The organism is Idiomarina sp. X4 (assembly GCF_002808045.1).
GTDB lineage: Bacteria > Pseudomonadota > Gammaproteobacteria > Enterobacterales > Alteromonadaceae > Idiomarina.
On record NZ_CP025000.1, the window covers coordinates 790,170 to 813,915 of the forward strand.

Sequence of the window (23,746 nt, forward strand, 5' to 3'; positions counted from 1 at the left end):
CTCAACCACCTGTTACTTCGAACATGCGAAGTAATTGCTCTGTTTCATATAAAGGTAAGCCAACCACTGCAAAGTAGCTACCTTCAATTCGTTTCACGTATTTGCCACCGTACCCCTGAATACCATAGCCACCCGCTTTATCCTGAGGCTCTCCGGTTGCCCAGTAACTTTCGGTATCGTCGGTTGTTAGCAAGGCGAACTCAACGCTTGTGGTAACCAATGTTGATTCACTCGCCACTAAACTCTGCCCATCCCAGTGGCAAACGGCGACCGATGTCAGTACCTCATGAGTACGTCCGGACAATTGACGCATCATTTTCTGAAAGTGTTCAAAGTCCAACGGCTTTTCCATGACCTCTTGGTCACACCGAATCAACGTGTCCGAGCCAATAACGAGACACTCATCAGACTGCCGCGTCGCAACGGCTAATGCCTTTTCGTTCGCCAGCCGCAGCACGTAACCCTCAGCACTCTCATTGCTCTGTCGAATTTCATCGATATCGGGCACATCGCAATCAAACGGGCGATGCAAGAAGTTCAATAATTCGCGCCGACGAGGCGACGAGGAAGCTAAGACAATACGCATTATGACACCCCAAACTGGCGGCGAACTTTACGCAACAACGGAAATACCCAAAGCCAGAAAACAGCCGAGGTTAATACAGGCCAAAAATACGATAACGTAAATTCAGCGTCGTGCAGAAAGACGTTTGCCTCGAAGATAATGAAGCGTTTCAGGAGTATCAGAACGGCAATAACAACGGCCTGCTGTATCAGGGCAAAATTACGAATACGCTGAAAGTTTCTAGCCGCTAAATAGGCAACAACGACCATGCCTAATGCATGCACGCCGACGATAGAGCCCAGAAGAACGTCACTTAGCACGCCCAGAATGAGTGCAGTTCCAATGCTTACCCGATGAGGCAAAGCAATTACCCAGTACAACATGACCAGCGTTACCCAATCCGGACGAAACACGTCGAAGGTGGCCGGCATTGGCATGACCATTAACGTTAACGCGATGACATAGGTAACGAGCAGAGTCACTATTCCCGGCTTCAAGAGCTTCATTCCTCGTCCTCATAAATCGGCTGTTGCTTACTTTCGCTTGGCCACAATAATAAGACATTTCGCACTCTGTCTAAGGCGCTTACTGGATCGGCGAACACTGTAGCGAACGGCAGTGACTCATCCCTCACTATGCTGGCAATACGTGCGACAGGATACCCTTCAGGAAACACATCACCCAGACCGGACGACATCAGCAGGTCGCCTTCTCGCAACTCTGTGCTGTGCGGAATGAACATAAGCTCTAAACGACCAATATCCCCTGTACCCTGGGCTAACACTCGAATGTCGTTTCTTTCTGAGCGCAGAGAAATAGCATGACTTTGGTCGGAAATAAGTAGCACTCGCGCGGTACTCCCTCCAACGTCCTGGACTTGTCCAATGATCCCGCTGCTATCTAATACCGGCTGACCTTCGTACACACCGCTTAAGGTTCCCTTATTAATCACCAACTGTTGCGAAAATGGCTCAGACGCAACGGCTATCACCTCGGCAACCATTCTTCGGGCAGACTCGCGTGCGTCCGAACCGAGTAACTCTCTAAGGCGGCGGTTTTCGTTTTTCAGGAATTGTAATTGCTGCTGCTGCCCCTGAAGCATGAGTATTCGTTGTTTTAACGCTTGGTTTTCCTCACTTAACTGCTCCGTGGTTTTTACCGACTCCGAAAAGTTATCCAATAACTGTTCGGGCAATATGGCTAAATACTGAACAGGCGCAACGAGTGAGTTAAGAAACACGCGAACAGGCTGCATGGCTTGCAACCGGTGATCAATAAATATGAGCAGAAACGAACAGGCTAGTGCGAGCACTAGCCTGGAGAGTAAAGACGGGCCGCGGACAAACAGCGTTTTCATGATTTACTCATAACTGAATAAATCACCGCCGTGCATGTCGATCATTTCTAATGCTTTACCACCACCACGCGCTACACAGGTAAGCGGGTCATCAGCAATAATTACCGGAATGCCTGTTTCTTCGACAAGCAGGCGATCTAAATCTTTTAATAGCGCGCCACCACCGGTTAACACCATACCGCGCTCTGAAATATCAGACGCGAGCTCTGGCGGTGACTGCTCTAGCGCGACCATAACCGCACTCACAATACCCATGAGCGGCTCTTGTAACGCTTCTAGAATTTCATTGCTGTTCAGTGTAAAGGAGCGTGGTACACCTTCAGCTAGGTTACGACCCCGCACTTCAATTTCCTTCAGCTCTTCGCCCGGGAACGCTGAACCAATTTCATGTTTAATGCGCTCTGCGGTAGCATCACCAATCAGTGCGCCAAAGTTACGACGAACATAACTGATAATGGCTTCGTCGAACTTATCACCACCAATGCGAACGGATGACGAATAGACCACACCGTTCAGTGAGATAATAGCGACTTCGGTTGTACCGCCACCAATATCAACAACCATGGAACCGGTTGCTTCAGACACGGGCAAGCCTGCACCAATAGCTGCCGCCATCGGTTCATCAATCAAGTACACTTCACGAGCGCCCGCGCCTAACGCTGATTCACGAATAGCGCGTCGCTCTACCTGGGTTGAACCACAAGGAACACACACTAGAACTCGCGGGCTTGGACGGAAATAATGGCTGTCGTGCACTTGCTTAATAAAGAACTGAAGCATTTTTTCGCACACATAAAAGTCTGCGATAACACCGTCTTTCATTGGGCGAATAGCACGAATGTTGCCTGGGGTACGACCTAACATTTGCTTAGCAGCTGAACCAACGGCAGCAATAGACTTAGGTCCGCCTGAGCGTTCCTGACGTATTGCTACAACTGAAGGCTCGTTTAGAACAATGCCTTCGTCTTTAACGTAAATGAGGGTGTTGGCGGTACCAAGGTCAATAGATAAATCGTTTGAAAAAAGGCCGCGAATTTTTTTAAACATGAAGCGGTATATCCCTACTTATAAAGCTAACAGAGTGACAGCAAAGAGCACAGTAAGTACTTACTGCGCTCTTACAACACGGAATCCAATGTAGTTAGAGTTAAAATCTGCCGGAAGTTCCATTTTTGTCGAAACTCGGGCAAGACTTGGTGTAAAGTTCCACGCACCGCCTTTAACAACAACACCGTTGTCAGTTTGCGCCCATTCCCAGACGTTACCAACGGTATCAAATAGTCCCCAAGGGTTACGGTGAAAACTTGCCACTGGCGCAGGCCGTTGATTCGACCAGTCTGAACCACAGTTACGGCAATTTGCCTTGCCAAAACCGACATCGTTCCCCCACCAGAAGTCGGTTTCCGTTCCGGCACGAGCAGCATATTCCCATTCTGCCTCGGTCGGGACGCTGTACTTAAATCCACTTTTTGCTGTCAACCAATCAGCATAAGCCTTCGCATCGTTATAGCTTACGCATACAACAGGCGAATTATCAGATTGTTTATAGCCAGGATTCTTCCAGCTAAGTTTTTCGTTGAACTCCGGACGACCATTCTTAAGTATTGCACAGGTTCCGCGCTTCTCTGCGTCGGTTACATAGGCAGTGTCTTCAACGAAGTCTCTAAAATGCTTAACCGTGATTTCAGTATCAGTAATACCGAGTGCGTTCGGTATTTCGCGAGTTTCAGCTGGTCGTTCATTCGGCAAGCCATTACCAACCAAGTCGCCCATTTTGAACTTTCCCGCCGGGACGACAACAAGCTCCGGGCCTCTAACATCGCGATATAAGATATCCTGAATTTTCTCGCCACGAGTAAATGAATACTCAGATTTTTCCAGATCCGCTCGAATCGACATAGCATCCTTCAGGCGAATTTTTTCTGCATAGGCTGAATAGCCATACTTCAGGACTTCGACTTCATGCTCGCCACCTGGCAACATCACTTCGATAGGTGTCGAGCCATAACTAACACCATCAATGATAACTTCATCGTCGTAAACGTTTGAACGTATTGTTAACGGGTGCATGACGGAGCTATCAACCGTTTCTTCATCACCCGCCTGCAACTCCCCCGGCCTTTGTTCCGTTGCGCAATAACGCATATCAACGTCAAGTAATGTACAGGCTTGGCTTTGTGGTAACTGTCCACGAAGCTCTACTGCCAGTTTAACGCCGTAGTTACCTGCACCGCTAAAGCCGTTGCTGATTGTCTTAGAGCCTAGAATTTGAACGTTCGGGCTGGCTTTTTCCAGATTTTCACGCGCCAGCGACGACTCGCTTAAGCTTGTCAGAATCTCGTCAAGATACTGCTTAGACGCTTTCTGTTTTGCCATCAACTTGCCGCGGTTTTCACACTGACCCAAAGTTTCATTTCGGTCACAGCTAATCGACTGGCTAACTTCCAGTTCGCCTGAGCGGTTAAACTCATTTTCAAGACGGTCAACACGAGCAATGTTGCGCTGCTCTTTCAACGTTTCAATTTCGTTAATCAAGCTGTGCTTGCTGACTCGAGCCTCTTCAACTTCTTTAGACTTTTGGTTCACCAAGCTGACTTGTTGTTTGATGTCTTCTTTATTTTGCTGGTGAGCCATAACCGCTTGCTTGTAGGCTTCCTGAGCCCCAGCAATATCAATGGTAGGATCTTCCACTAAGCGTTGATAGCGGTCATTCATTTCCGCCAGTGCAGACTCTCTTTTCTCTTCTAATTCCTGGTTACGTTCACGTAGGGACTGAAGCTTTTCTCTAAGCTCTCGCTCCTCCTGCTGTAACGTATTAACCGTCGTAGAAAAGTTATCAAACTCACTCTCTAAGTTTGTAATTTGATTTGTAATTTCTTCGACGGTCATCTCTTGCTGAGCAAGAGCCGTCGAGGCGAGAGTCAATGTAGAGGCCATAATTAAGGCCAGTCGAGCCAATCGCATCATGTTTCCATTCCAAGCTTGAAAAAATAACAAAGCGGCGTAAAAGCCAAAGCCGTCATCGCGCTATCGTTATTGTAATAATAATGAACGTTCGTCAACGTCGCGCATTTTTTGTTTAAACTCTGCTTTATGCTATTTGCTTGTTAACAAAAGAGCAAGAGGCATTGTCACCGAATTGTCGATTATTCGTTAAATGAATACTACCATCCTAACTCACGCCAGTAAATCTGGCGATCTCGCCCACGGTAAATACCAAAGGTGCCTTCGGCTTGAGGGTTGTCATCATAGGCGCCATTTCCCGACCAGTCATATTGCAAGTAAGCAGGTACTTCTACCTCAAAACCAAACGAATAAGGTTCGTCATCTCCCGAGGATACCCACCGGAATAACTCATTAATATCTTTATCCGGCGAGCTTAACAAACCGTTAGTCAGTTGCACGTTAACCGGTTCAGGCTCCAGACTTGCCATTGACTCATCAATCAGATTGACCGCATCTCTCTCAATAGCCGTGCAGTCATCACCGTCATTTACAAAAAACTCGCCGCTTTCCCAATATTCCACTGCGCCGGCAATTGGCATCACATCATCCATTGCCGCATAGGTGTCCTGAAGACTGAAACGACCATAGTAAAGGTTTGCCGTATCTAACTCCGCAGCTCCCGGAGAAATCGGTAGAACACTATTTTGAAGCGTTGAGTAAAAATTATCATCTTCCTGGTCGTCAAGTTGCCAGCCCAGAATGTAATCTCTGAACGGTCCATCGGGTTGTCCCGAACTTAAACGGGAAACCGTTACTGAAGCACTTCCGGTAAACTGGCCGACGCCATCAGTCCATTCCCAAACCCCGTCATAACTGACGTTATGATTGGCGAGTTGATTTTCAGATGAATCATAGGCGTAGAATAGCGGCGTCGCTTTTGCTAACGCTCCGGTATAATTTAGAGTCAGATCTCCTGCGGCATTAACCGCTTGCGCTGACAGAACGATAGGCTGAGCCTGCCCCATGTAGTAAGAATCAGTGCAGGCTCCATAGAATTCAGCAGTTAAAGGCTCAAACTCGTAGGGAATAAATCGCCCGATAATATGTTCGGTTGTAACAGGACCAGCACCTAAGTAGTTGGCGTCCGCTACTTTCGCGGTAACTTTCGCACTGCCCACTTCAGAGTATGAAATTGAATCATTTTCAAAACGTATGTTTCCAACACTCTGAGCGCTGAAACTAGCGTTGTTATCGAGTTGGCCATTCACTTCAGCAGGCGCGACAGCGTCAACCGTCACCGCCAAGTCCAGTGACTCCTGCGGTGTTTCACGCCCAAAATTTGGCGTGACCTGATCATCTGAATTTAATGCCTGCAATGCCACAAAGAATGGCTCTCCGGCTTTCGCTAGAATGTCACCACTATAAGTGCTCGCCGTATCCATACCGATGCTTGCCGGCTTGTAAACAAACTCATTGGACACGCCTTCAATCACTTTACCGTTCGGTAGCTGCGCTTTCGCCCTTAAGCTTACTTTACCCGCGTCGCCGTACTGAACTTCTAACGCTTGCTGGCCAGCCTGAAAATTAGTGGTTACTGGAGTCCAACCGGTAAAGCTACCTGAACCGTCTTCCTGAAGCTCGTTAATAAGCTGCTGCTCAATAGACATTTGCGCATACGGAAACTCACTAAAATCACTGCAGCTCCCAGGGTTAAAGCAATGCATCCCCATGTCTACCTGGGTAATTTGTTCGGCAATCACCTCACACGCCCGCGTGATGTCGTTCGTCCGTACAACCGACAAGTTAGTAAGAAAGCTATCACCTGCTGTTTGCGTGCCGATAGAATCAAATTTGAGGCCAGTATCATTGAAGGCAATAGAACAATTTGCATCAAAGTCTCCATTCACATAGCACTGGGATGGATTCAGCGCTCCCGGCATGGTTTGTATGTCGTCTATTGCAAGCGTATAAGTGCCCGCTTCAGTTTGACTTAGCTGCGTGGTTGCTAATGGCGACGCTGAGACCGGGTTTTGGCTCCAGTCACCAGCACTTTCTGATAAAAACACGGAACTGGAAACTGAAGCGTAACTTGAGCAGGACGCGTCAGCGCACGCTTCAACGGTTACGTCTGCCGCTTCGCAGGTCAGTACCGGACTTGTGTACGATAGACGATAGTGGTGAGGCGCTGTTACAGGTGGTTCAACATCTCCCGCATTACAAAAGCTACCGCCGTCGAGTGGCTCTGCCGGTGAACGATACTCAATGCTAGGCGCAAAAAAGCCAAAGAAACCATAAGCCGATGCTTGTCCATCAAGACTTAAGCCACCTTCGATGCTACTTCTATTCCACCACCAAAAGCTTCGCTCAAAAAACAAATTTCCGCTTACGTATATGAACCCGTTAATCTCGACATCTCTTTCTAAATATAAGTCTCCAGTAACTATCAAGATAAGTTCATTCGCCTCACCCGCCATATTAATTCGACGCCCAGACTGAATGGTTAGGTCGCCATCGATATAAACTCTGGAGGTTTGTCCGTTCGTCGAGTAGTCCTCGCCAACATCACCAAAGTCACCAACACGCAAGTAATCTGTTGGTTGTAAAATCTCAGGTAACTGAGAGTTAAGCTCTCGGTCAGGTAAATCAAAGGGAAGCGGCACATCGTTTAACGGACTAAACGCTTGCGGCCAAACGTCAGAACACTGCGGACGAGCGTAAGCGCATGGTCGTGTTTTATAGTACAAAATTGCAGCGGTTGTTGTAGTAAAGACGCCATTACTGACATAAACCTCATCAATTTCGCCCCGAAAACTGTTCTGAGGGCCACTTTGACCGCCAATATAGAGGGTGGGTTGCACGCTATCATTCAGCTTCGTATCACCGCCATACGAGTTCGTATCAATCAATTCTCCATCAATATAGATATACAGAACGTTGTTATCGGAATTATAACTGGCCGCTAAATGATGCCACTCATCGTCAAATAAGCTCTCACTGCCATTATTGGTGTTACCGGCTTCAATCGTCAGTAAGTCACCGTTATTTTTACGGACTTCAAAATACAAGCCACCGCCATCGGAGTCATCTTGCCGGTAGACCTCAAATCGCCCCGCAGCGGTTTCCGTTGTTCCCTCACCCAGCAGTAACATCGTTTGATAACTGTCATTGGGGTTCTGGAGCTCAGCAGCACCTTTAAACCAAAACGCAACCGACACCGTGTTTGAGCTAATCGCTTCGTTGACATTAGGTACCCGAACTCGGTTACTACCGTCAAAACGACCATAACGACAGGTGCTATCGCCATTGAATTCGAGGGCGGGGTTAAAGCCGGACGTGAATGCGTTACTGATTGCAGTGCCGTTGTAACCGTAACCGGATGAATCAATAACCTCTCCGGCAACACCACTCCAGCTCAACTCATCGAAATGCCAGTAACCAATGGTCTCAGGGAGTGTTTGCGAACAGTCGCCCACATTACCGGGCGTATTACAGGTTTCGCCATTGATGGATCCACCGTTGTTATTAATTACCGGCGCGTTGACGTCACCATTCACTGTACTGTCAGCACCGATAGTCACGGTTCCTGATGCGCTGAGATCACCGTCCACAGTAACGTCATCACCTAAGGTAATATTACCGTTGGAACTGATATCTCCGGTCACCGTTGTTCCATCACTGATAACAACATCGCCATCACTATCAAACGACGCATTGACCGAACTGTTCGATCCGATAGTGGTTTGCCCTCCGGACAGAAACTGCATGTCGAGCGAAGGACCTTTACTGTTTATGGTGACACCCTCACCAAAGTCGACCGCTTCAACAATAATGACCACGCCTTCGTTACCGGTAACTTCGATTTGATCGCCGCTGTTAAGGGTTAAGGTGCCACAGGTGTATGTTGTCCCGCTTTGTGTGCAGCCTGGTAAGCTTTGGTTTGGTAAGTTGTATTTTTTAGCTTCAACCACAAAAGTAGTTAATAAGCTAAGTAAAAAGATAAGCAACAGGGCGTAGCGCTTCATATCAGTTCTCCACCCGCGTCTCTATTTGCAGCTCTCGCGAGGCTCGCTGTTCACCCGCCTCGCATAAAGCGCTCGAGGTGATGACGATATGAGTATATGTTGTACTCGACTCATCGGTATATTCAGTACTGCTACAGCTAATATCCGCGCTGCACTGCTCAAGACTCTGATTGCCAGCAAAGGTGTACTCAGTCGCATCAACACCGCAACTGGTATCAGGAGCACTGCCTAAAGGATAAACCGTCATCATCGCTTGCTCCAAACCTGACTGCGCAGCCAAATAACTGCGTGCACCGAGCACTTCGATGACCACGCTCTCAGAAGAGGTTCTCAGTAAACTGGCCAGTGCCGCAACCAATCCTCCAAGCACGACAATCACAAACACCGCGATAACCAGGGTGTTGCCTCGTTGTGTCTTTATTGGCTTAGAAAGTCTGTTATGGCGCATTGGGAATGTGCACCTCGCGATAATAGAAAACCTGCTCTTCCGCATTGTCACCAAACTGAAGCTGAATGGTGACAATATTGTTACTTTGCTGGTTATTCGCCGAGACGTCAAAAGGTTCGTCTGAGCTCACCCCTGTTGCCATCAAGTCTCCGCTGGTCCACTCCGTTTGCGCCTGACTCCATCCATAGCCACTGATTCTAAACAGACTTCCCACGCTTAGGCAAAAACTTACTGGCGTGCTGCCAATGTAGGCTCTTTTTAACGGGGACTCTTTTGCAAACTCGCTCCCTTCTTCTAATGGCAAGTTATTATCCACACTGGTAGAAGAGTAAGCCCCGTCAATATTAGCGTAACGCTGTGGAGTATCCGCATAGATATAATTAGGCCGTGTCGCATATATAAAGACACGCTCTGTACCGTCGAGCCCCCAGTCAATATTGGTAGCGTCTGGACTTCCTGCAAAAGTAACCAACGTCATTTCATTCGATGAATCGGGTCGAATCGGTGTGTCGTAGTAGGCTCCCACCACTTTCGCGGGAACAAACTCAATACACTCACCACTCACACGGACACTATTTGGAACCGCGCCGCGTATTTCCCGGGTCAGTCGTTCAATAGCAAAGCGGCTTTTCTCAATAGTTTGTAAACGTTCAGAGCCGGAGCTAAACATTTGTGCACCAATGCCCACAAACTGGAAACTAAAACCCGCAACGATTGCCAGCAAAACAATAACAATAATAAGTTCGATTAAGGTAAAACCTCGTTGCGGACTCATCACCAATTCCCCTTAACGGAGCTGAACTCAATACTTTCGTCTTGTGGTGTTGTAACGGTGACTGTAATTCTCTTCAACTTATTCGCTTCTTTTTCAGCAACGCATACCAGGGCTTCAAAGCCATTATAACGGTTAGGTGATGAGCCACTGAGCTGTGCGCCGTTAAGCTTCAAACCATTGTAGTCGTCGACATCATCAAATTGAGAGCGCTGAGCTTCTTCTGCATTGGGCGTGCTTCCGTCACCGGGACATGGCACCGGTGTTGTGCAGCTCCCCGAGCCTTCAGAGCAACGGACATACTGGTTTCCAACATTGGAGTTCTCATCGAAACGGCGCGCCATTATTTCATTCATTAGGCTTTGCCCAACTTCAGTCGCTCTTACCTGTTGCCAGGGGTCAACACTTTGCCGAAACAGTTGACCTAACCCTGCGGTAACGACTAACGTCACAATAGCAATAACCACAATGCCCGCTATGAGCTCTATAAGCGTAAACCCGCCTTCTTGTTTATAGCGCATCAATAAAGCCCTCTTTATTAATGCTGATAGTGCGGCTAACGCCTGAGCCTTCAGTAATGATTACCGCACAGCCACCAGCACAATCATCAGTTGGCTGCCCCAACGCATTGAAGCCTATTGTTATGTCTGCAGGCGAAAACGTGATGTCATCTAAGTTACTCAGCTGAAGATTATTGTCATCGCTGTACGGAGGGTTACCCAAAGTGCTTTCTGTCACAGAGACGCTATAGTCGTTCACCGTATCTTGCATCGCCTGCTGTTGAACAGCTCGCAAAATGCTCATCGCTTGTAGACGTGTAGTTTGGCTTTTCGTACCGGAATCACTAATAAAAATGGGGCTGGCAGATACGGCTAGGATACCGATAATAACCAGTATGATAATGAGCTCTATGAGGGTGAAGCCTTGGGACTTCATAGTTGGCCTTTAGGGGAAAGCTCGCAGCAACTAGCTGCGAGCTCCTAAGATCGAATTAGCAGCCAGTCGTTACAGTCCCAATAACAGGTTTTGTATCTGCATCCGCTGCGGCTGTGTAATACAGGTAGCACTCTGAATCCGTGCTACCGTCAGCACTTGTTGTTAAATCCGCAGGAAAAATAACTAGGTCGCCATCTGTAACCGCAGCATTGCCACTCCAGCTAGCAGCAACTACATTTCCCCAATCTGCACTATCAACGTCAAGCGCGGCGTAAAGTCCTGCAGCTGTAGCAGCTGGATAACCATATACTGTATCCACCGCAGGATCGCTAATAGAGCCGCTCGCTTCATCGTCTGTACCTGCAACTAAAGATTTAGCGTAAACCGTTTGGCTTGCTCCCTTAGCTGCTCCTTTCAAACCCTCGATAGTTGAAGTACGAGCGTCACTCGAAAAATTAATAAACTGAGGTGCGGCGGTTACTGCCAAAATCCCCAAAACTACAATGACAATGATCAGTTCGATCAGAGTAAAACCTTTTTGATTGCGCATAATTAAAGCTCTCAGTTGTGATTTAAAATATTATTGGTTATTGCTGTGAATACTCACGCCGCCATTACGTGGATTATAAACAAAAGCGTTGCCCAGTGTCAGATAATCATCACCAGATGGCGCATTCGTTTCATTTTTTATGGTGTTCGCCAAGTAGTAAACACACATATCATTGCCAGTTGTCGAGTCTTGCGTCACGTACGTGTAGTAACGCGTCTCCTCCAGGTTAGCAAAGTCTTCCGACACTGTCGGGGCACCCTGCAATATTGATTGCATGATGCTTGCACAGTCAGATGCCTGAATATTTTCATCGTGCGCAGCGTTATTATTGCCACTCACCGGATAGCCGGTGTTGCCATCGACATAAAGCAACACTTGATCCATCGACACTTCAGCGCCAGCACCGGTAGACGCAGCCCCTTTAGGTCGTCCGCTCAGCTCCCACTCGCCACGAACAATACCAACAGCGCTGGCAAAGCCTCCGGCAACGCCTTCAAGCGCGGCATCCTCGGCATCAGAAGAAACGTCCGTAAAGCGCGGAATCGCCGCAGCGGCAAGCAAGCCGAGAATCACCACGACAATTATCAGTTCAATAATGGTGAAACCCTGTTGTCTCTTCTGTCTATTGCCCATGTTTCCACTCATAATTAGCCTCTATAAATCCATTTTATAACAAGTTCTCAACAATGCCTACCGGCCTTTTTCTCGCTGTATCCGACCTTGATCTGTATCAAACCAGAACCATGGTTTCTCATTAATGGCAAAGTAACAGCGATTTTCATCTTTTTTCGCACTTAGCGCGCTAGCGGGTATTTCGCCACCTAACTTGCTCCACAAAACCAAGCAGTCATTATCAGCCGACGGCCATCCTTTTTCATTCACCTTAATAAAACCTGCCGGTGAATCGGCACGTTCAAATAACGCAACAACACCGGGTTTTCCTTGCCGCAACCACTCAGCCCGAACTAAGCTCACCGCTTCTGAAAACGTCGATAATGCGACGTCTTTCTCCGTTTCCCGCCAGTGCTGCGGCTCATCAATAAGCAACATTCTTACGGCTACTGCTGACAACAGCAAAAATACCGCAACGACAAGCACATTCTGCAATCGCCGAATACCTTTACGTTCTTGAACGTCATTTTCTGTCATTATTAACGTCCCTGGTAGGCACTCATCATGTCCCACATTGGCGTGAAAATACCCAACGCTAATATGAGCACCATAACCGCAACAACTGCAATCATCAGCGGCTCGATACGCGCTGTTAAGGTCTTCAGATCATAGTCCGTTTCGCGCTCGTAATATTCAGCAACTTCCAGCAACAAAGTGTCCACACGCCCCGTTTCTTCACCGACTGAAATCATTTGCAGAATTAACGGTGTGAACAGGTTTGACTGCTTTGCTACGCGAGATAAGTTCTCACCTCGTTCAATACCGCGACGCATTTCAATGACTCGGTTTTCCATCCAGGCATTATCCACCGCTTCCGCCACCAATGACAGTGCCTGCGTTAGTGGTACGCCGGCTCCCAACATGACTGAAAAGCTGCGCGCAAATCGCCCCAACATTGCGCGACGCAATATAGAGCCAATAACGGGGACTTTCAGCTTTAACGTGTCCCACATCAACCGCCCCGGCGGAGTCTCTTTGTAGTATCTAACACCAAAGAAAGCGCCCACCATAAGCGCCAATAACAGCGGCCAGTAGGAAACAAAAAACTGCGATGAACCCAACAATGCTCTTGTCGCCCATGGCAGCTCCACATTGAAACGCTCAAACATGGAGGCGAACGTTGGAATCACAAATATATTCAGTACAAACATCGCAACGACTAAGGCTATCATTACGAAGCTCGGGTATCGTGTCGCTGCTTTTATACGCTTACGGGTATCTTGCTCATTTTCCAAATAAACCGCTAACTGCTGAAACGATTCTTCCAGCTGCCCGGTATTTTCACCCACATGGACAATGGCAACAATCAGCCGTGGAAAAATGCCTTTATGCTTGGCCATAGCTGCTGACAAATTTCGGCCACGCTCGAGCTGTTCGTGAATATCTTTTAATGCGTTTCGTAAACGCTTGTTCTGCGTTGTATCGCCCAGCCCTTCGATAGCACGAAGCATAGGAATACCCGCCTGAGTCAGCGAATACATTTGCCGACAGAATATAATCAACTCATCGAGAGAGACTTTGGGCTGTAAGCCATCAGCAACCTTCGCCTTTAAAGTATCCCAACCCGGCATCGCAGTGCTCGCAGCGACACCTTCTTCAATTGCCACCGGTGTCAGGCCGCGTTTCAATAATGCGTCTGCCGCACTGCGCTCGTCACCAGCTTCCACGGCGCCAGTCTGTAACTGACCTTGTTTGTCGCGGGCGCGGTAACGAAACTGCATCAGATATTGTCCTCAACACTTTCTGCCAGGAATAAAACTTCTTCGACGGTAGTCACACCCTGACGCGCATACTCTAACGCAACAGACGCCATCGACTGATAGCCCGGGTGTCTTTTTGCTGCATGTGCAAAAGCCCGGGTGTCGTTGTCGCGCAGCGCATCCATCATCTCGCCGTTCATTTCCAGAAGTTCAAACACACCGATACGGCCGTGATACCCGGTATGGTTACAGTTCTGACAGCCAATGCCATGTTTAAACTCAAACTCGCTGCTGCCTTCTAATAAATGCTCCAGCCACTGCTGCTCTGCTTCATCCGGCTGATAGTTTTGGGTGCACTTTTCGCACACCCTGCGAACCAAGCGTTGCGCTAGTATTCCGCGCAGTGCCGCAGCGACCAAATAAGAAGGGGCGCCCATATCAATTAAGCGCATAGCACTGGTTATCGCGTCATTGGTGTGCAGTGTCGACAAAACCAAGTGGCCGGTAATAGAGCCTCTCAGCCCTATTTCTACGGTTTCATGGTCACGCATTTCACCCACCATGATAATGTCAGGATCCTGACGCAAAGTGGTTCGTAGCACTCTGGCAAAATCGAGGCCTATCTTATTATTAACCTGAACCTGGGAAATTCGTGGTAAGCGATACTCAACCGGGTCTTCCACAGTAATAACTTTCTTGGCTTCGGTATTCAATTCACTCAGTGCGCCATAAAGCGTTGTGGTCTTACCTGAGCCCGTTGGACCGGTTACCAACAGCATGCCGTGTGGTCGCTTAATAAGGGAGCGAACCCGCTTCAGAATATTTTCGGGCATACCGGTTTGCTCCAGCGACAACAATCCCGCGGACTGATCCAACAAACGCATGACGCATGACTCACCATATTGAGTCGGCATGGTCGACACACGCACATCAATATTGTGCTTGCGAATTTTCATGTTGAAGCGACCGTCCTGAGGCAAACGACGTTCGGAAATATCCAGTCCCGCCATCAGTTTTAACCGCAGCACCAGCGCATTGGCTATATTTGTTTCATCAAGTACGTTTTCCTGCAGCACACCGTCTATACGCTGGCGGATACGCAATTTGTTTTCATCGGGTTCTATATGAATATCCGATGCGCGAACCTGAACAGCGTCTTCAAAAACCGACTGCAGCAACTTGGCAACGGTGGCTTCATCGCCCTCTTCGTCCAGACTCAGTTGACCGAGTTCAAACTCAGAGGTTTCCTCATACTCGTCCTGAAGCTGGCTAGCGAAGGTTTCTATTTCTTTCGTACGGCGGTAGAGGTTATCGAACGCACTTAACAACTCGCCCTCTGGAACCACCGCCAACTCCACTTGTCGCGGCGCCAGTAGTTGGTTTATTGCATCAATAGAGGACAAATCGGCAGGGTCACTCATGCCGACTAACGCTTCGTTGTCGTCCGCTTCAATGACTAATGCCCGATGACGCCGAGCCTGGACTTCCGGCAACAGTTTAAAAACTTCAGGCGGTATTCGCCGCTCGGAGATACTTAACAGGGGTAGCTTGAGTTGCTGTGATAAGAACTCCAGCAGTTGATGCTCAGTAATATAGCCAAGGTCGATAAGCGTCGCGCCAAGCTTACGCCCGGTTTCTCGTTGTTTCTCTAGCGCTGTGTCCAACTCTTTTTCACTGATGATTTGCTCATGAACCAACAAATCACCCAACCGCATTTTGAGGCGAGGACGTTTCATGGCTTACCTGCTGAGTTTGCTTTTGCTGACAAGGCAGCAATTTTTGCTTCAATAAACTGACGAGTAGGCTCGTGCGTGACTCGCTCCAGCGCCTGTTGATAGCTGGTTAAAGCTGCCGCACTTCCTTGATTTTCCTGAGCGACCGCCTTACCCACAAACCAGCGCCCCTCATGAGGTTGCGCCTGAGTCAGTCGCGTATAAGCGGTTTCCGCCACTTCATAGTTACCAGTGTCCTGCGCTAGCAGCGCCACTTTGTGTGAGTATCCGGGCTTTTCTTCCGCGCTGGGCCAGTTTTTAAGCAACACATTTAACGCCGCACCAGGCCTTGCTTCTCGCTCAAGTATACGCGCACTCAATATCCGAAAGTCGGTGTCCGTCCGGTCTCTCTGAAAGCCCACTTCTAATGTCGCTAACGCATCAGTTACTTTGTTGCGACCATATTGCAAGGCGGCCAACTGCTTGCGCACTTGCTTGTTATCAGGGGTGACAGCCAAGGCCTGTCGCCAGTATTCTTCGGCCTGAGTTAAGCGACCCTGTTGCTGAGCCTTTTCCGCTTTTTCAATATTCTGTTGAGCAATTTCTTCTGGTGTCAGATCAACTGATTTTTTTACGAAGACCGAGTCACTCTCTGTCCTCTTTTCCTCTGCTCTTTTCTCTGTTCTTTCTGGTACTTGCTCTGGCTGCTTTTCTGATTGCGCTTCCGCTAATTGTTCAGTTTGCCTGAATTCTGGTTCTTGAGACTCGCTTGGTTTATTGTCTGTGCCTGCTTCTAATTGTCTGACTGTCGCACGCTTATCGGTACTGGCAATTTCAGGCTCATCAAGATTACCATTGAGCTTGCCATCATTAGGCCTGGCTTCAACCCGCGGACTTTCTGTCTGCACCGGTTTCTGTTGAGCCTTCTCAGGCTGCAGTTGTTTCTCCGCTTCATACACCGTCATCGTTTGACTGTCGCTTGCCGGCCAAAGCACAATACCAGCAGAGATACCAACCACTGCCAGACCCAGCACTATCCAAGGAAGTTTCGTGCGAGGCTCTGAGCGCTCTACGGCACTACCGCCTGCTTCGCGGTCAAAAGGCTCTTGACCACGCTTGTCGAGGTCTTTCAGGACTTTATTAATTAAGCTCATAGTCCACCCTCCGTGATTTGCCAATAGCCCATAGCCACTATTAACAAACACATTGCTGCGATACCAATCGTTAAAGGCAGCCAGCGCCCCGACTCCAGCCGAGTATCTTCGGTATCTTTCACCGCGAACCTAAGGTCACGATTCGTCAATTTATGACGCCCTTCGCCGTAGGCAAGCAACATCATTTTATGGCACAGCATATTCACTAACCGTGGTACGCCGCGACTGCACCGATGAATTTGTTTAATTAATTTCCAGTTAAAAATAGGCGTGCCTTTGTAGCCGGCAACCTGCATGCGATGCGCTATATAGTCAGCCGTCTCTTCTGCGTTCATTGCCGTTAACTTGTGAGAAAAGCTGATGCGTTGGCGTAGCTGCCGAAACGCTTTTTGTGATAGCCGCTCGTCAAGCTCTGGTTGACCAAGCAACACAATATGCACCAACTTGCGGCGTTCCGTCTCTAAATTAGAGAGCAGCCGTAACGCTTCAAGACTTTCTTCAGGCAACGCTTGCGCTTCATCGATAAGAATAACGACCGACTGTTCACTTTTGCTAATGTCTAAAAGCCGCTGCTGAAGGGCTCTGGCCAACTGTTGCTGATTGCCGAGTTTCTCGGTGTCAACATCAAGCTCTTGCGCAATCGCCAGTCTGAGTTCGGCCGGATCCAGGTAGGAGTCTGGCACATAGGCCGCTTTGAAAAAGTCGGGCATTTCATTGAGTAAACGCCGACATAATAAGGTTTTTCCGGTACCCACTTCGCCGGTGATTTTGATAAAACCCTCGCCAGTTTTCAGCGCAGTCAACACCACCTCAAACGCCTCGTGATGGCTTTTAAGATCGTAGTAGAACTGCGTGTTCGGCGTTATCGTAAAGGGCAGTTCGCGTAAGCCGTAGTGGTACAGGTACATACTCGCTATTGCTCAATATCCGGGAACCATTCATTCAACAGTTCACGAGAGCGTTTAAGCTCATCGCGCCAGGTATCAACACCAACAACGGTTGGTTTCAATAGAATCACCAACTCTTTTTTCTCCTGACGATTACGACGGTTTGTAAAAAGCTCGCCTAACAGCGGTATATCACCCAGAAGCGGCACTTTACCCACTTCTTCTGAATTAACGGTTTGCATTAGGCCGCCCAGTACAACAATTTCACCATTGCGCGCTTTAACAATAGTGTCTGATTCGCGGATATTGCTGCGCGCCAGCGGCAATACGAGCTCACCATCGGTTAAGGTAATGACTTTTTGTTGCTCTTCTGTTTCAACAACCGATGGATGCACATGAAGGATGACCTCACCGTCGTCGCTAATTTGCGGGGTAACATCTAACGATATACCCGAGAAGAACGGCGTTAAGTCAACGTTTGAGTTGGATACAGCAGCGCCGCTGCCCCCGGCAAGATTCGTCGTAGAGTCGACGTTCGTTACGTAGTATTCATCTTCGCCAATTTTGATAACGGCTTTTTGGTTATTTGAGGCACTAACACGCGGGTTAGACAAAACCTGCACGGTGCCTTGTGTTTGCAACATTTCTATCATGCCGTTAAAGCCATTCGCTTCATCACTGTAGCTAAGGCCAAACAAACCACCGATAGCTGCGGAGGTCGCATTACTTGGCGTAACGCCGTTAAATTCGACATCAAAGCCCGCACTACCCGACGCCAAATCACTCCAGTTAATCCCCTGCTGATAGCCATCATTCAGGGTCACTTCTATGATCCGGGCTTCCAGTATCACCTGACGTTGTAAGCGGCTCTCAAGAGTGTCAATAAAGTCACCAACCGCTCGTAACTTATCTGGTGAAGCTGTAACACTGACAATACCCGCCTGCGGTGACAAAACGACATTGCCGCCACCAATAATGCCTTCTATCACTTCTTTTAGATCGCCCCACAAGTCTGTTTCAGACTGAGTGTTGATGCTGGAGCCGTTGCCTTGAAGCCGTTGGTTGGTTCGATTGAACTGCCCGCTATCATTACCAGTAAATGGCGTTCCTGTTGAGTTATAAGCGCTAGAGTTATTATTGTTTCCCCCAAAGCGATTATTATCACGCTCTTCGCTCACGCCACCGCCGGATATTTCCGTTTGCGACATGCCAAAGCGTTTTAACGACAAATAATCGAGCGAGAATGTTTTAGTGCGCACACCCGCCGGGTAAACCTGAATGGTTCTCCCCTGACGGCGAATCTCAAAACCATAAATATCCTGAACCGCACTCAAGGTTTCATTGAGTGTCACGTCTTTAAGGCTCAGTGAAATAGAGCCCGAAACGTCTGGATGCACTAGCATGTTATATGGCGTATCAGCGGCCAAACCATAGAAGAATTGTTTCGCATCAATGTCTTCCGCCTGCAGCACAAAACGGTCTTCTTCAAGAAGCTCAATACCCTGTTGTTCCTGCGCACTAACGTCTTGACGTAAGTACTCACTAACAGCCGCTGGCATGCCTTCCTGACGCGCCGGCGCCGATGCGTCAGCTTGACTCTCGGGCGTCATGGCTTCTTTTTGGTTATTTGGAGTATACCCCGGTTGATACGCGCATCCCGCTATGGCGACACCCATTGCCAGCAATAGTATTCTCATTGTTCAGCTCCCGACTTCAACTCCGTTAGCGGCTGAAAAACATTCAACGTAATACGCTCACCACTTCGGTTTAAATTCACTTTATTCGGTAATATTTCTGACACCGTAAAACCGGCAATGGTATTGCCCTCTCGCAAAGACGTACCATTAATAACCGCCAGTTTCTTAACGTCAGAATAGATAATTTGTGTCAGCTGAATATCTGCAACTTCAGCTAATGCTAATGACGGCTCCGCATCCACAGGCGGCCGTGTTGGGTCCTTTGTCTGGGCACTTACGCTTGCAACCGACCCTAACAGTAATATCAGAACAACGCCTAACCATTTAACCACTGATAAACTCCTTGTCGGTACTTAGCAAATGCCACTCCAGAGTTATCTGCCCTTGCGGGTAACGTTTAACCTGATAATCAAAGTGAGCCCAAATGACATTTGGGTGCTGGCTTTGCAGCACTCTCACAAACGCCAAAACATCAAAATAGGTACCAGTAAATACAGCTTCTACCGCATGCTCATAAAGTGCAATACTTCCTGTTTCAAAAACTTTACGCGGCTCTTTAGCCGTTAAACTCTGGATTTCTAAAGCGTCCGACGTATTCAGTACGCTGTTCAGAAATGCTCTGCGCTGTGAAACTTCCTGTAAGGTTGCACTATTTTCAACCGACTGCCGCGCATTACTTGCCGACACCTGCAGCTGCTTTATCTCCTGTCTTAGCGGCTCGTTAATGTCCTCATCGAACTCGCCTTTCAGCTCATCCACCGCCGAATTAACCTGCTCGATTTGCTGATTCAAACGTTCATTTTCAGAGCTAAGAGCAGCAGCACTCTCCAGATCCGGCATTATGACGTAGCTCAGCATTGGCAGCACAATCAACAAAACAGCTGCAGCCGCTATCATGACTCGCTGTCGTGCCGGGAGCACGCCAAAGTTTTCTTCTAAATGCTGCCAACGGTTCATTCTTTTGCTGGCTCCTCACGTCTTTCGGTACGCAGTTGAAAAGACTGATAGCCCTCTTCGCTGCGTGACAGTTCAACGACCGCAAAGCGTTTACTGGCTAATAATTCGGACTGGTCAAACTTGTCCATCCACAACACTAGCTTTTCTGTATCGGTTGCGTAACCCTTTAAATATATCTTTTCACCGTCCAGCCCAAAACGTTCTAACCAAACGCCTTGTGGGGTAATGTCCGACAGCTCACTTAATAGCGAAGCAACCGCCGACGACTCAGACGTTTCAAAGTCACTGATACTTTGTCGAAACGTTCGCGCATCCTGAATGTAAGCTTGCAGTTCGGCTTTCTTAGAGACCAGTTCAGGGCTCTGTTTACGGCTATTTAAGCGGTCACGTAAAGACGTCAATTGAGCGTTTACGGAGTTGAGTCGCTCTGTCAGCTCATTATTTGTGTCTTGTGTCTGACGGTGTTGCCAGCCGGAAAAAATTACTAATGCAAAAACCACGACCGCCAAGGCAACCAGTCCTGTCGCTAATTTAGCTAGTGTGAGTCGCTGTTGAACCGGTACCAAGTCACCCCGATATAAATTAACGCTTTGTTTCATACCCGCAACTCCTCGAATACAGCGAGGCCGGGCAAGTCTGTAAAATCACCCTCTATTAACTCTTGCGACCACTGCGGATAACGGTAAACATCGCACTCGACCGCCAGCATTTGCGATACGTTTTTTACAACAACTCCCGGCTTTACATGTTCAATGGCAATATGAATGTGTTTTATGGGTGCTTGCCTTAAATGACTCTCGAAATAGTCGACTGATCGTTGCAGTTCCGTTGCCAGCGGCTCCAATGCTCCCGCCTCTATTTCCTCTTCGGTATAAGCGTCTATGGCAGCAACGCCGCGCAAAAGACGGGTAAACAACAATCCCTTCGATGTGTAAATTTGAGCTAGGTAATGCCCTTCCTGAGTTTGATAAATGACCATTTCCGGATGCGCAGGCGGCTTAATTAGGCTAGGCAAGGTCAGTTCAGAAACAGTAATGGCGACTAATGACAAGTCGCTTTCAGCAAAAAAATCCACCCAAGGTCTCAGCAAGCTCTTGCTAGCAACGACCGCTACAATCTTATCCTGACCGGTTGGTTGTTCTGGAAATTCATAATAATCCGCAACAATATCGCTGGCAGATAATGAGACCAGATCATTTAAGCTGTACTTCAAACTTTCAGCGATTTCTTCCGGATCGACCATCGGTCGATCAACCAGCACAGACTCATAACAGTCAGAACCTAATACCAATGATACCGAGGCGTCTTTTAACGAAAGGCGTTTGTACTTCTTCAGGATATGAACTGCTTTTTCAATAAGGTTGCCGGGACTCGCATCTTCTTGATCGTTCACAATGAGCTCGCACTTCCCTGCGTGACTTTTTGCGACTAATAAACGCACACTTTTTTGCGTGATTTGGAAGCAAACGTGATGAGCATTTTGTTTCTGTTGCGTAAATCCAAACACCCGGCAACACCTTTTAATTATTTTTACAACATCTTATCAGAATCGTTGTAAAGCACATTATAAAATGCACTGCACCTACACAAATATAACTAATGTCATAACCCGTTTTTCTAGGGTCTGCCGCTACTAACGCTCTACTTTCCAATTCAACGTTTCGCCGGCCCAATACGGCACCATAGGTCCATTTGCGGTATCCACCGTTGCCGGCACCTGCCATTGGTCTTTCACTAAAGTCAGTTCACCGGTATTTCTGGGCATACGGTAAAAGTCTGCACCAAAGCCACTCGCGAAATCGGCCAGCTTATCCAGCGCGCCATGCGCATCGAAAAACTCAGCATAGAGTTCAATAGCGGCCGGCGCCGAGTAACAGCCAGCGCATCCACAAGCCGTTTCTTTTTTATCCTGAGTATGTGGTGCAGAGTCGGTTCCCAAAAAGAATTTAGGGTTCCCCGATAAGGCGGCTCGTTGCAGCTCCATTTGGTGAGAACGGCGCTTTAAAATAGGCAGGCAATAATTATGTGGACGAACACCGCCCACCAACAAGTCATTGCGGTTCATCAGCAAATGCTGCGGCGTCATCGTTGCAGCAACATAATCAGAGGACTCTTCAACAAAGGCGACAGCGTCTGCGGTGGTAATATGTTCCAGTACCAAACGCAATTGGGGAAACTTTTCAGTAATAGGCCGTAAATGGCGGTCAATAAAGACTTTTTCACGATCGAAAATATCCACGTCAGCGTCTGTTACTTCGCCGTGTACCAACAGCGGCACCTCATGTTGCTGCATGGCTTCTAACACTGGTGCCAGCGCTTCAACCGACTTAACTCCGGCCGCCGAATTGGTTGTTGCCCCGGACGGATACAGTTTAAAGCCAATGATATGCTCGTTTGCCGCCGCTTCGGCAACCAGTTCGGGTGTGGTTTCAGCGGTAAGGTAAAGCGCCATCATAGGCTGAAACGTTTGCCCTTCCGGCAGCTGCTTTAGTATGCGCTCACGATAAGCCATCGCTGCTTCAACGGTTGTTACCGGCGGAACCAGGTTGGGCATAATAACGGCGCGGTTAAACACCACCGCGGAAGCCGGTACGGTGGTTGCTAACATCGCCTCGTCACGCAGGTGCAAGTGCCAGTCATCGGGAGTTGGAATTGTGAAAGTTTGCATAGTCATACGCCACTGAAAAATGATGCCCTATTGTAGCGTATTATTCTGTCGCTTGTTAGCGCAGCTGCATGGCCTCTTTCCAGTGCTTTCGGCAACAAGACACATAGCGATCATTACCGCCTATGGCTATTTGCTGCCCCATGCGCACGGCATTACCCTGCTCGTCAACTCGTAGCGACATCGTGGCTTTTCGCCCGCAATGACAAATGGTCTTCATCTCCACCAGCTTGTCAGCAACCGCCAATAACACCGCACTGCCCGGAAATGCGCTACCAAAAGCGTCGGTCCGGATGCCATAACACATGACTGGAATGTCGTCGGTATCAGTCAGGGTCGTCAATTGCCAAACTTGTTGCTCGGTTAAAAACTGCGCCTCGTCAATCAAGACGCAGTCAATAGCTTTACGTTTGTGTTCCTGCCGAACAAGCTCGGTTAAGTCGCACTTATGCGTAAAAGACAACGCTTTGCGATCGATACCTAAACGCGAGGCTATTTTTCCGTGCCCTGCGCGGTCATCGACCGCCGGCGTCATCAACAGTACATGTTGACCGCGCTCTTCATAATTATGCGCGACTTGCAGTAACGACGTGCTTTTGCCCGCATTCATGGCGGAGTAGGTGAAATAAAGTGAAGCCATTTCTGTTCTTGTTATTTTTAATACGCTGTCGGAATTGATGCAGAGATTAGCACGATTTTATGCCAA

24 protein-coding genes are annotated in these 23,746 nt (G+C 48.3%); all 24 read right to left on the reverse strand.

The window, feature by feature from the left end; genetic code table 11:
* Position 1: 1 nt before the first annotated feature.
* Positions 2-586 carry a Maf family protein gene (locus tag CWC33_RS03780; protein WP_100690846.1) on the reverse strand — a complete coding sequence of 195 codons (585 nt, stop codon included), beginning with the start codon at positions 584-586 and terminating at the stop codon, positions 2-4.
* Positions 586-1,071, reverse strand: a complete 486-nt coding sequence (gene mreD, locus CWC33_RS03785) for a rod shape-determining protein MreD (protein ID WP_088768953.1) — start codon at positions 1,069-1,071, stop codon at positions 586-588. The genes CWC33_RS03780 and mreD overlap by 1 nt, the downstream gene beginning before the upstream one ends.
* Positions 1,068-1,922 (reverse strand): rod shape-determining protein MreC, encoded by an 855-nt coding sequence (mreC, locus tag CWC33_RS03790; protein ID WP_088768955.1) that lies wholly within the window; start codon positions 1,920-1,922, stop codon positions 1,068-1,070. Before mreC ends, mreD begins: the two co-directional genes overlap by 4 nt.
* A gap of 3 nt (positions 1,923-1,925) precedes the next feature.
* The gene (locus CWC33_RS03795) at positions 1,926-2,969 is read right to left on the reverse strand and encodes a rod shape-determining protein (protein ID WP_058576770.1); all 1,044 of its coding nucleotides are present in this window, start codon (positions 2,967-2,969) and stop codon (positions 1,926-1,928) included.
* Positions 2,970-3,029: 60 nt separating this feature from the next.
* Positions 3,030-4,889: a formylglycine-generating enzyme family protein gene (locus tag CWC33_RS03800; RefSeq protein ID WP_100690847.1), complete on the reverse strand. Its 1,860-nt coding sequence runs from the start codon at positions 4,887-4,889 to the stop codon at positions 3,030-3,032.
* A gap of 197 nt (positions 4,890-5,086) precedes the next feature.
* The gene (locus tag CWC33_RS03805; protein WP_100690848.1) at positions 5,087-8,890 is read right to left on the reverse strand and encodes a DUF6701 domain-containing protein; all 3,804 of its coding nucleotides are present in this window, start codon (positions 8,888-8,890) and stop codon (positions 5,087-5,089) included.
* A gap of 1 nt (position 8,891) precedes the next feature.
* On the reverse strand, positions 8,892-9,338 hold the full coding sequence (locus CWC33_RS03810; protein WP_100690849.1) for a Type II secretory pathway component: 447 nt from the start codon (positions 9,336-9,338) through the stop codon (positions 8,892-8,894).
* Positions 9,328-10,113, reverse strand: a complete 786-nt coding sequence (locus CWC33_RS03815) for a PilW family protein (protein ID WP_100690850.1) — start codon at positions 10,111-10,113, stop codon at positions 9,328-9,330. The genes CWC33_RS03810 and CWC33_RS03815 overlap by 11 nt, the downstream gene beginning before the upstream one ends.
* Positions 10,113-10,631, reverse strand: a complete 519-nt coding sequence (locus CWC33_RS03820; RefSeq protein WP_100690851.1) for a type IV pilus modification PilV family protein — start codon at positions 10,629-10,631, stop codon at positions 10,113-10,115. Before CWC33_RS03820 ends, CWC33_RS03815 begins: the two co-directional genes overlap by 1 nt.
* Positions 10,621-11,046 carry a prepilin-type N-terminal cleavage/methylation domain-containing protein gene (locus CWC33_RS12755; protein ID WP_100690852.1) on the reverse strand — a complete coding sequence of 142 codons (426 nt, stop codon included), beginning with the start codon at positions 11,044-11,046 and terminating at the stop codon, positions 10,621-10,623. The genes CWC33_RS03820 and CWC33_RS12755 overlap by 11 nt, the downstream gene beginning before the upstream one ends.
* A gap of 55 nt (positions 11,047-11,101) precedes the next feature.
* Positions 11,102-11,596: a type II secretion system protein gene (locus CWC33_RS12760; protein ID WP_100690853.1), complete on the reverse strand. Its 495-nt coding sequence runs from the start codon at positions 11,594-11,596 to the stop codon at positions 11,102-11,104.
* Positions 11,597-11,626: 30 nt separating this feature from the next.
* The gene (locus CWC33_RS03835; protein ID WP_232709836.1) at positions 11,627-12,241 is read right to left on the reverse strand and encodes a prepilin-type N-terminal cleavage/methylation domain-containing protein; all 615 of its coding nucleotides are present in this window, start codon (positions 12,239-12,241) and stop codon (positions 11,627-11,629) included.
* Between the two features lie 45 nt (positions 12,242-12,286).
* The gene (locus tag CWC33_RS03840) at positions 12,287-12,745 is read right to left on the reverse strand and encodes a Type II secretory pathway component (protein ID WP_100690854.1); all 459 of its coding nucleotides are present in this window, start codon (positions 12,743-12,745) and stop codon (positions 12,287-12,289) included.
* A gap of 2 nt (positions 12,746-12,747) precedes the next feature.
* The gene (locus tag CWC33_RS03845; RefSeq protein WP_100690855.1) at positions 12,748-13,989 is read right to left on the reverse strand and encodes a type II secretion system F family protein; all 1,242 of its coding nucleotides are present in this window, start codon (positions 13,987-13,989) and stop codon (positions 12,748-12,750) included.
* Entirely contained in the window at positions 13,989-15,704 is a 1,716-nt protein-coding gene (locus CWC33_RS03850) for a GspE/PulE family protein (protein ID WP_100690856.1), read from the reverse strand. Before CWC33_RS03850 ends, CWC33_RS03845 begins: the two co-directional genes overlap by 1 nt.
* On the reverse strand, positions 15,701-16,834 hold the full coding sequence (locus CWC33_RS03855; RefSeq protein WP_100690857.1) for a tetratricopeptide repeat protein: 1,134 nt from the start codon (positions 16,832-16,834) through the stop codon (positions 15,701-15,703). The genes CWC33_RS03850 and CWC33_RS03855 overlap by 4 nt, the downstream gene beginning before the upstream one ends.
* Entirely contained in the window at positions 16,831-17,742 is a 912-nt protein-coding gene (locus CWC33_RS03860) for an ExeA family protein (RefSeq protein ID WP_100690858.1), read from the reverse strand. Before CWC33_RS03860 ends, CWC33_RS03855 begins: the two co-directional genes overlap by 4 nt.
* A gap of 5 nt (positions 17,743-17,747) precedes the next feature.
* On the reverse strand, positions 17,748-19,418 hold the full coding sequence (gene mshL, locus CWC33_RS03865) for a pilus (MSHA type) biogenesis protein MshL (protein WP_100690859.1): 1,671 nt from the start codon (positions 19,416-19,418) through the stop codon (positions 17,748-17,750).
* Positions 19,415-19,750: a general secretion pathway protein GspB gene (locus tag CWC33_RS03870; RefSeq protein WP_100690860.1), complete on the reverse strand. Its 336-nt coding sequence runs from the start codon at positions 19,748-19,750 to the stop codon at positions 19,415-19,417. Before CWC33_RS03870 ends, mshL begins: the two co-directional genes overlap by 4 nt.
* A complete protein-coding gene (locus CWC33_RS03875; protein WP_100690861.1) occupies positions 19,743-20,375 on the reverse strand; it encodes a Type II secretory pathway component in 633 nt (210 codons plus the stop codon). The genes CWC33_RS03870 and CWC33_RS03875 overlap by 8 nt, the downstream gene beginning before the upstream one ends.
* On the reverse strand, positions 20,372-20,974 hold the full coding sequence (locus tag CWC33_RS03880) for a PilN domain-containing protein (RefSeq protein WP_100690862.1): 603 nt from the start codon (positions 20,972-20,974) through the stop codon (positions 20,372-20,374). Before CWC33_RS03880 ends, CWC33_RS03875 begins: the two co-directional genes overlap by 4 nt.
* A complete protein-coding gene (locus tag CWC33_RS03885; RefSeq protein WP_232709837.1) occupies positions 20,971-21,768 on the reverse strand; it encodes a Type II secretory pathway component in 798 nt (265 codons plus the stop codon). Before CWC33_RS03885 ends, CWC33_RS03880 begins: the two co-directional genes overlap by 4 nt.
* 240 nt (positions 21,769-22,008) lie before the next feature.
* Positions 22,009-23,043: a dihydroorotase gene (gene pyrC / locus CWC33_RS03890; RefSeq protein ID WP_100690864.1), complete on the reverse strand. Its 1,035-nt coding sequence runs from the start codon at positions 23,041-23,043 to the stop codon at positions 22,009-22,011.
* Between the two features lie 55 nt (positions 23,044-23,098).
* The gene (locus CWC33_RS03895; protein ID WP_100690865.1) at positions 23,099-23,680 is read right to left on the reverse strand and encodes a thymidine kinase; all 582 of its coding nucleotides are present in this window, start codon (positions 23,678-23,680) and stop codon (positions 23,099-23,101) included.
* Between the last annotated feature and the right edge of the window lie 66 nt (positions 23,681-23,746).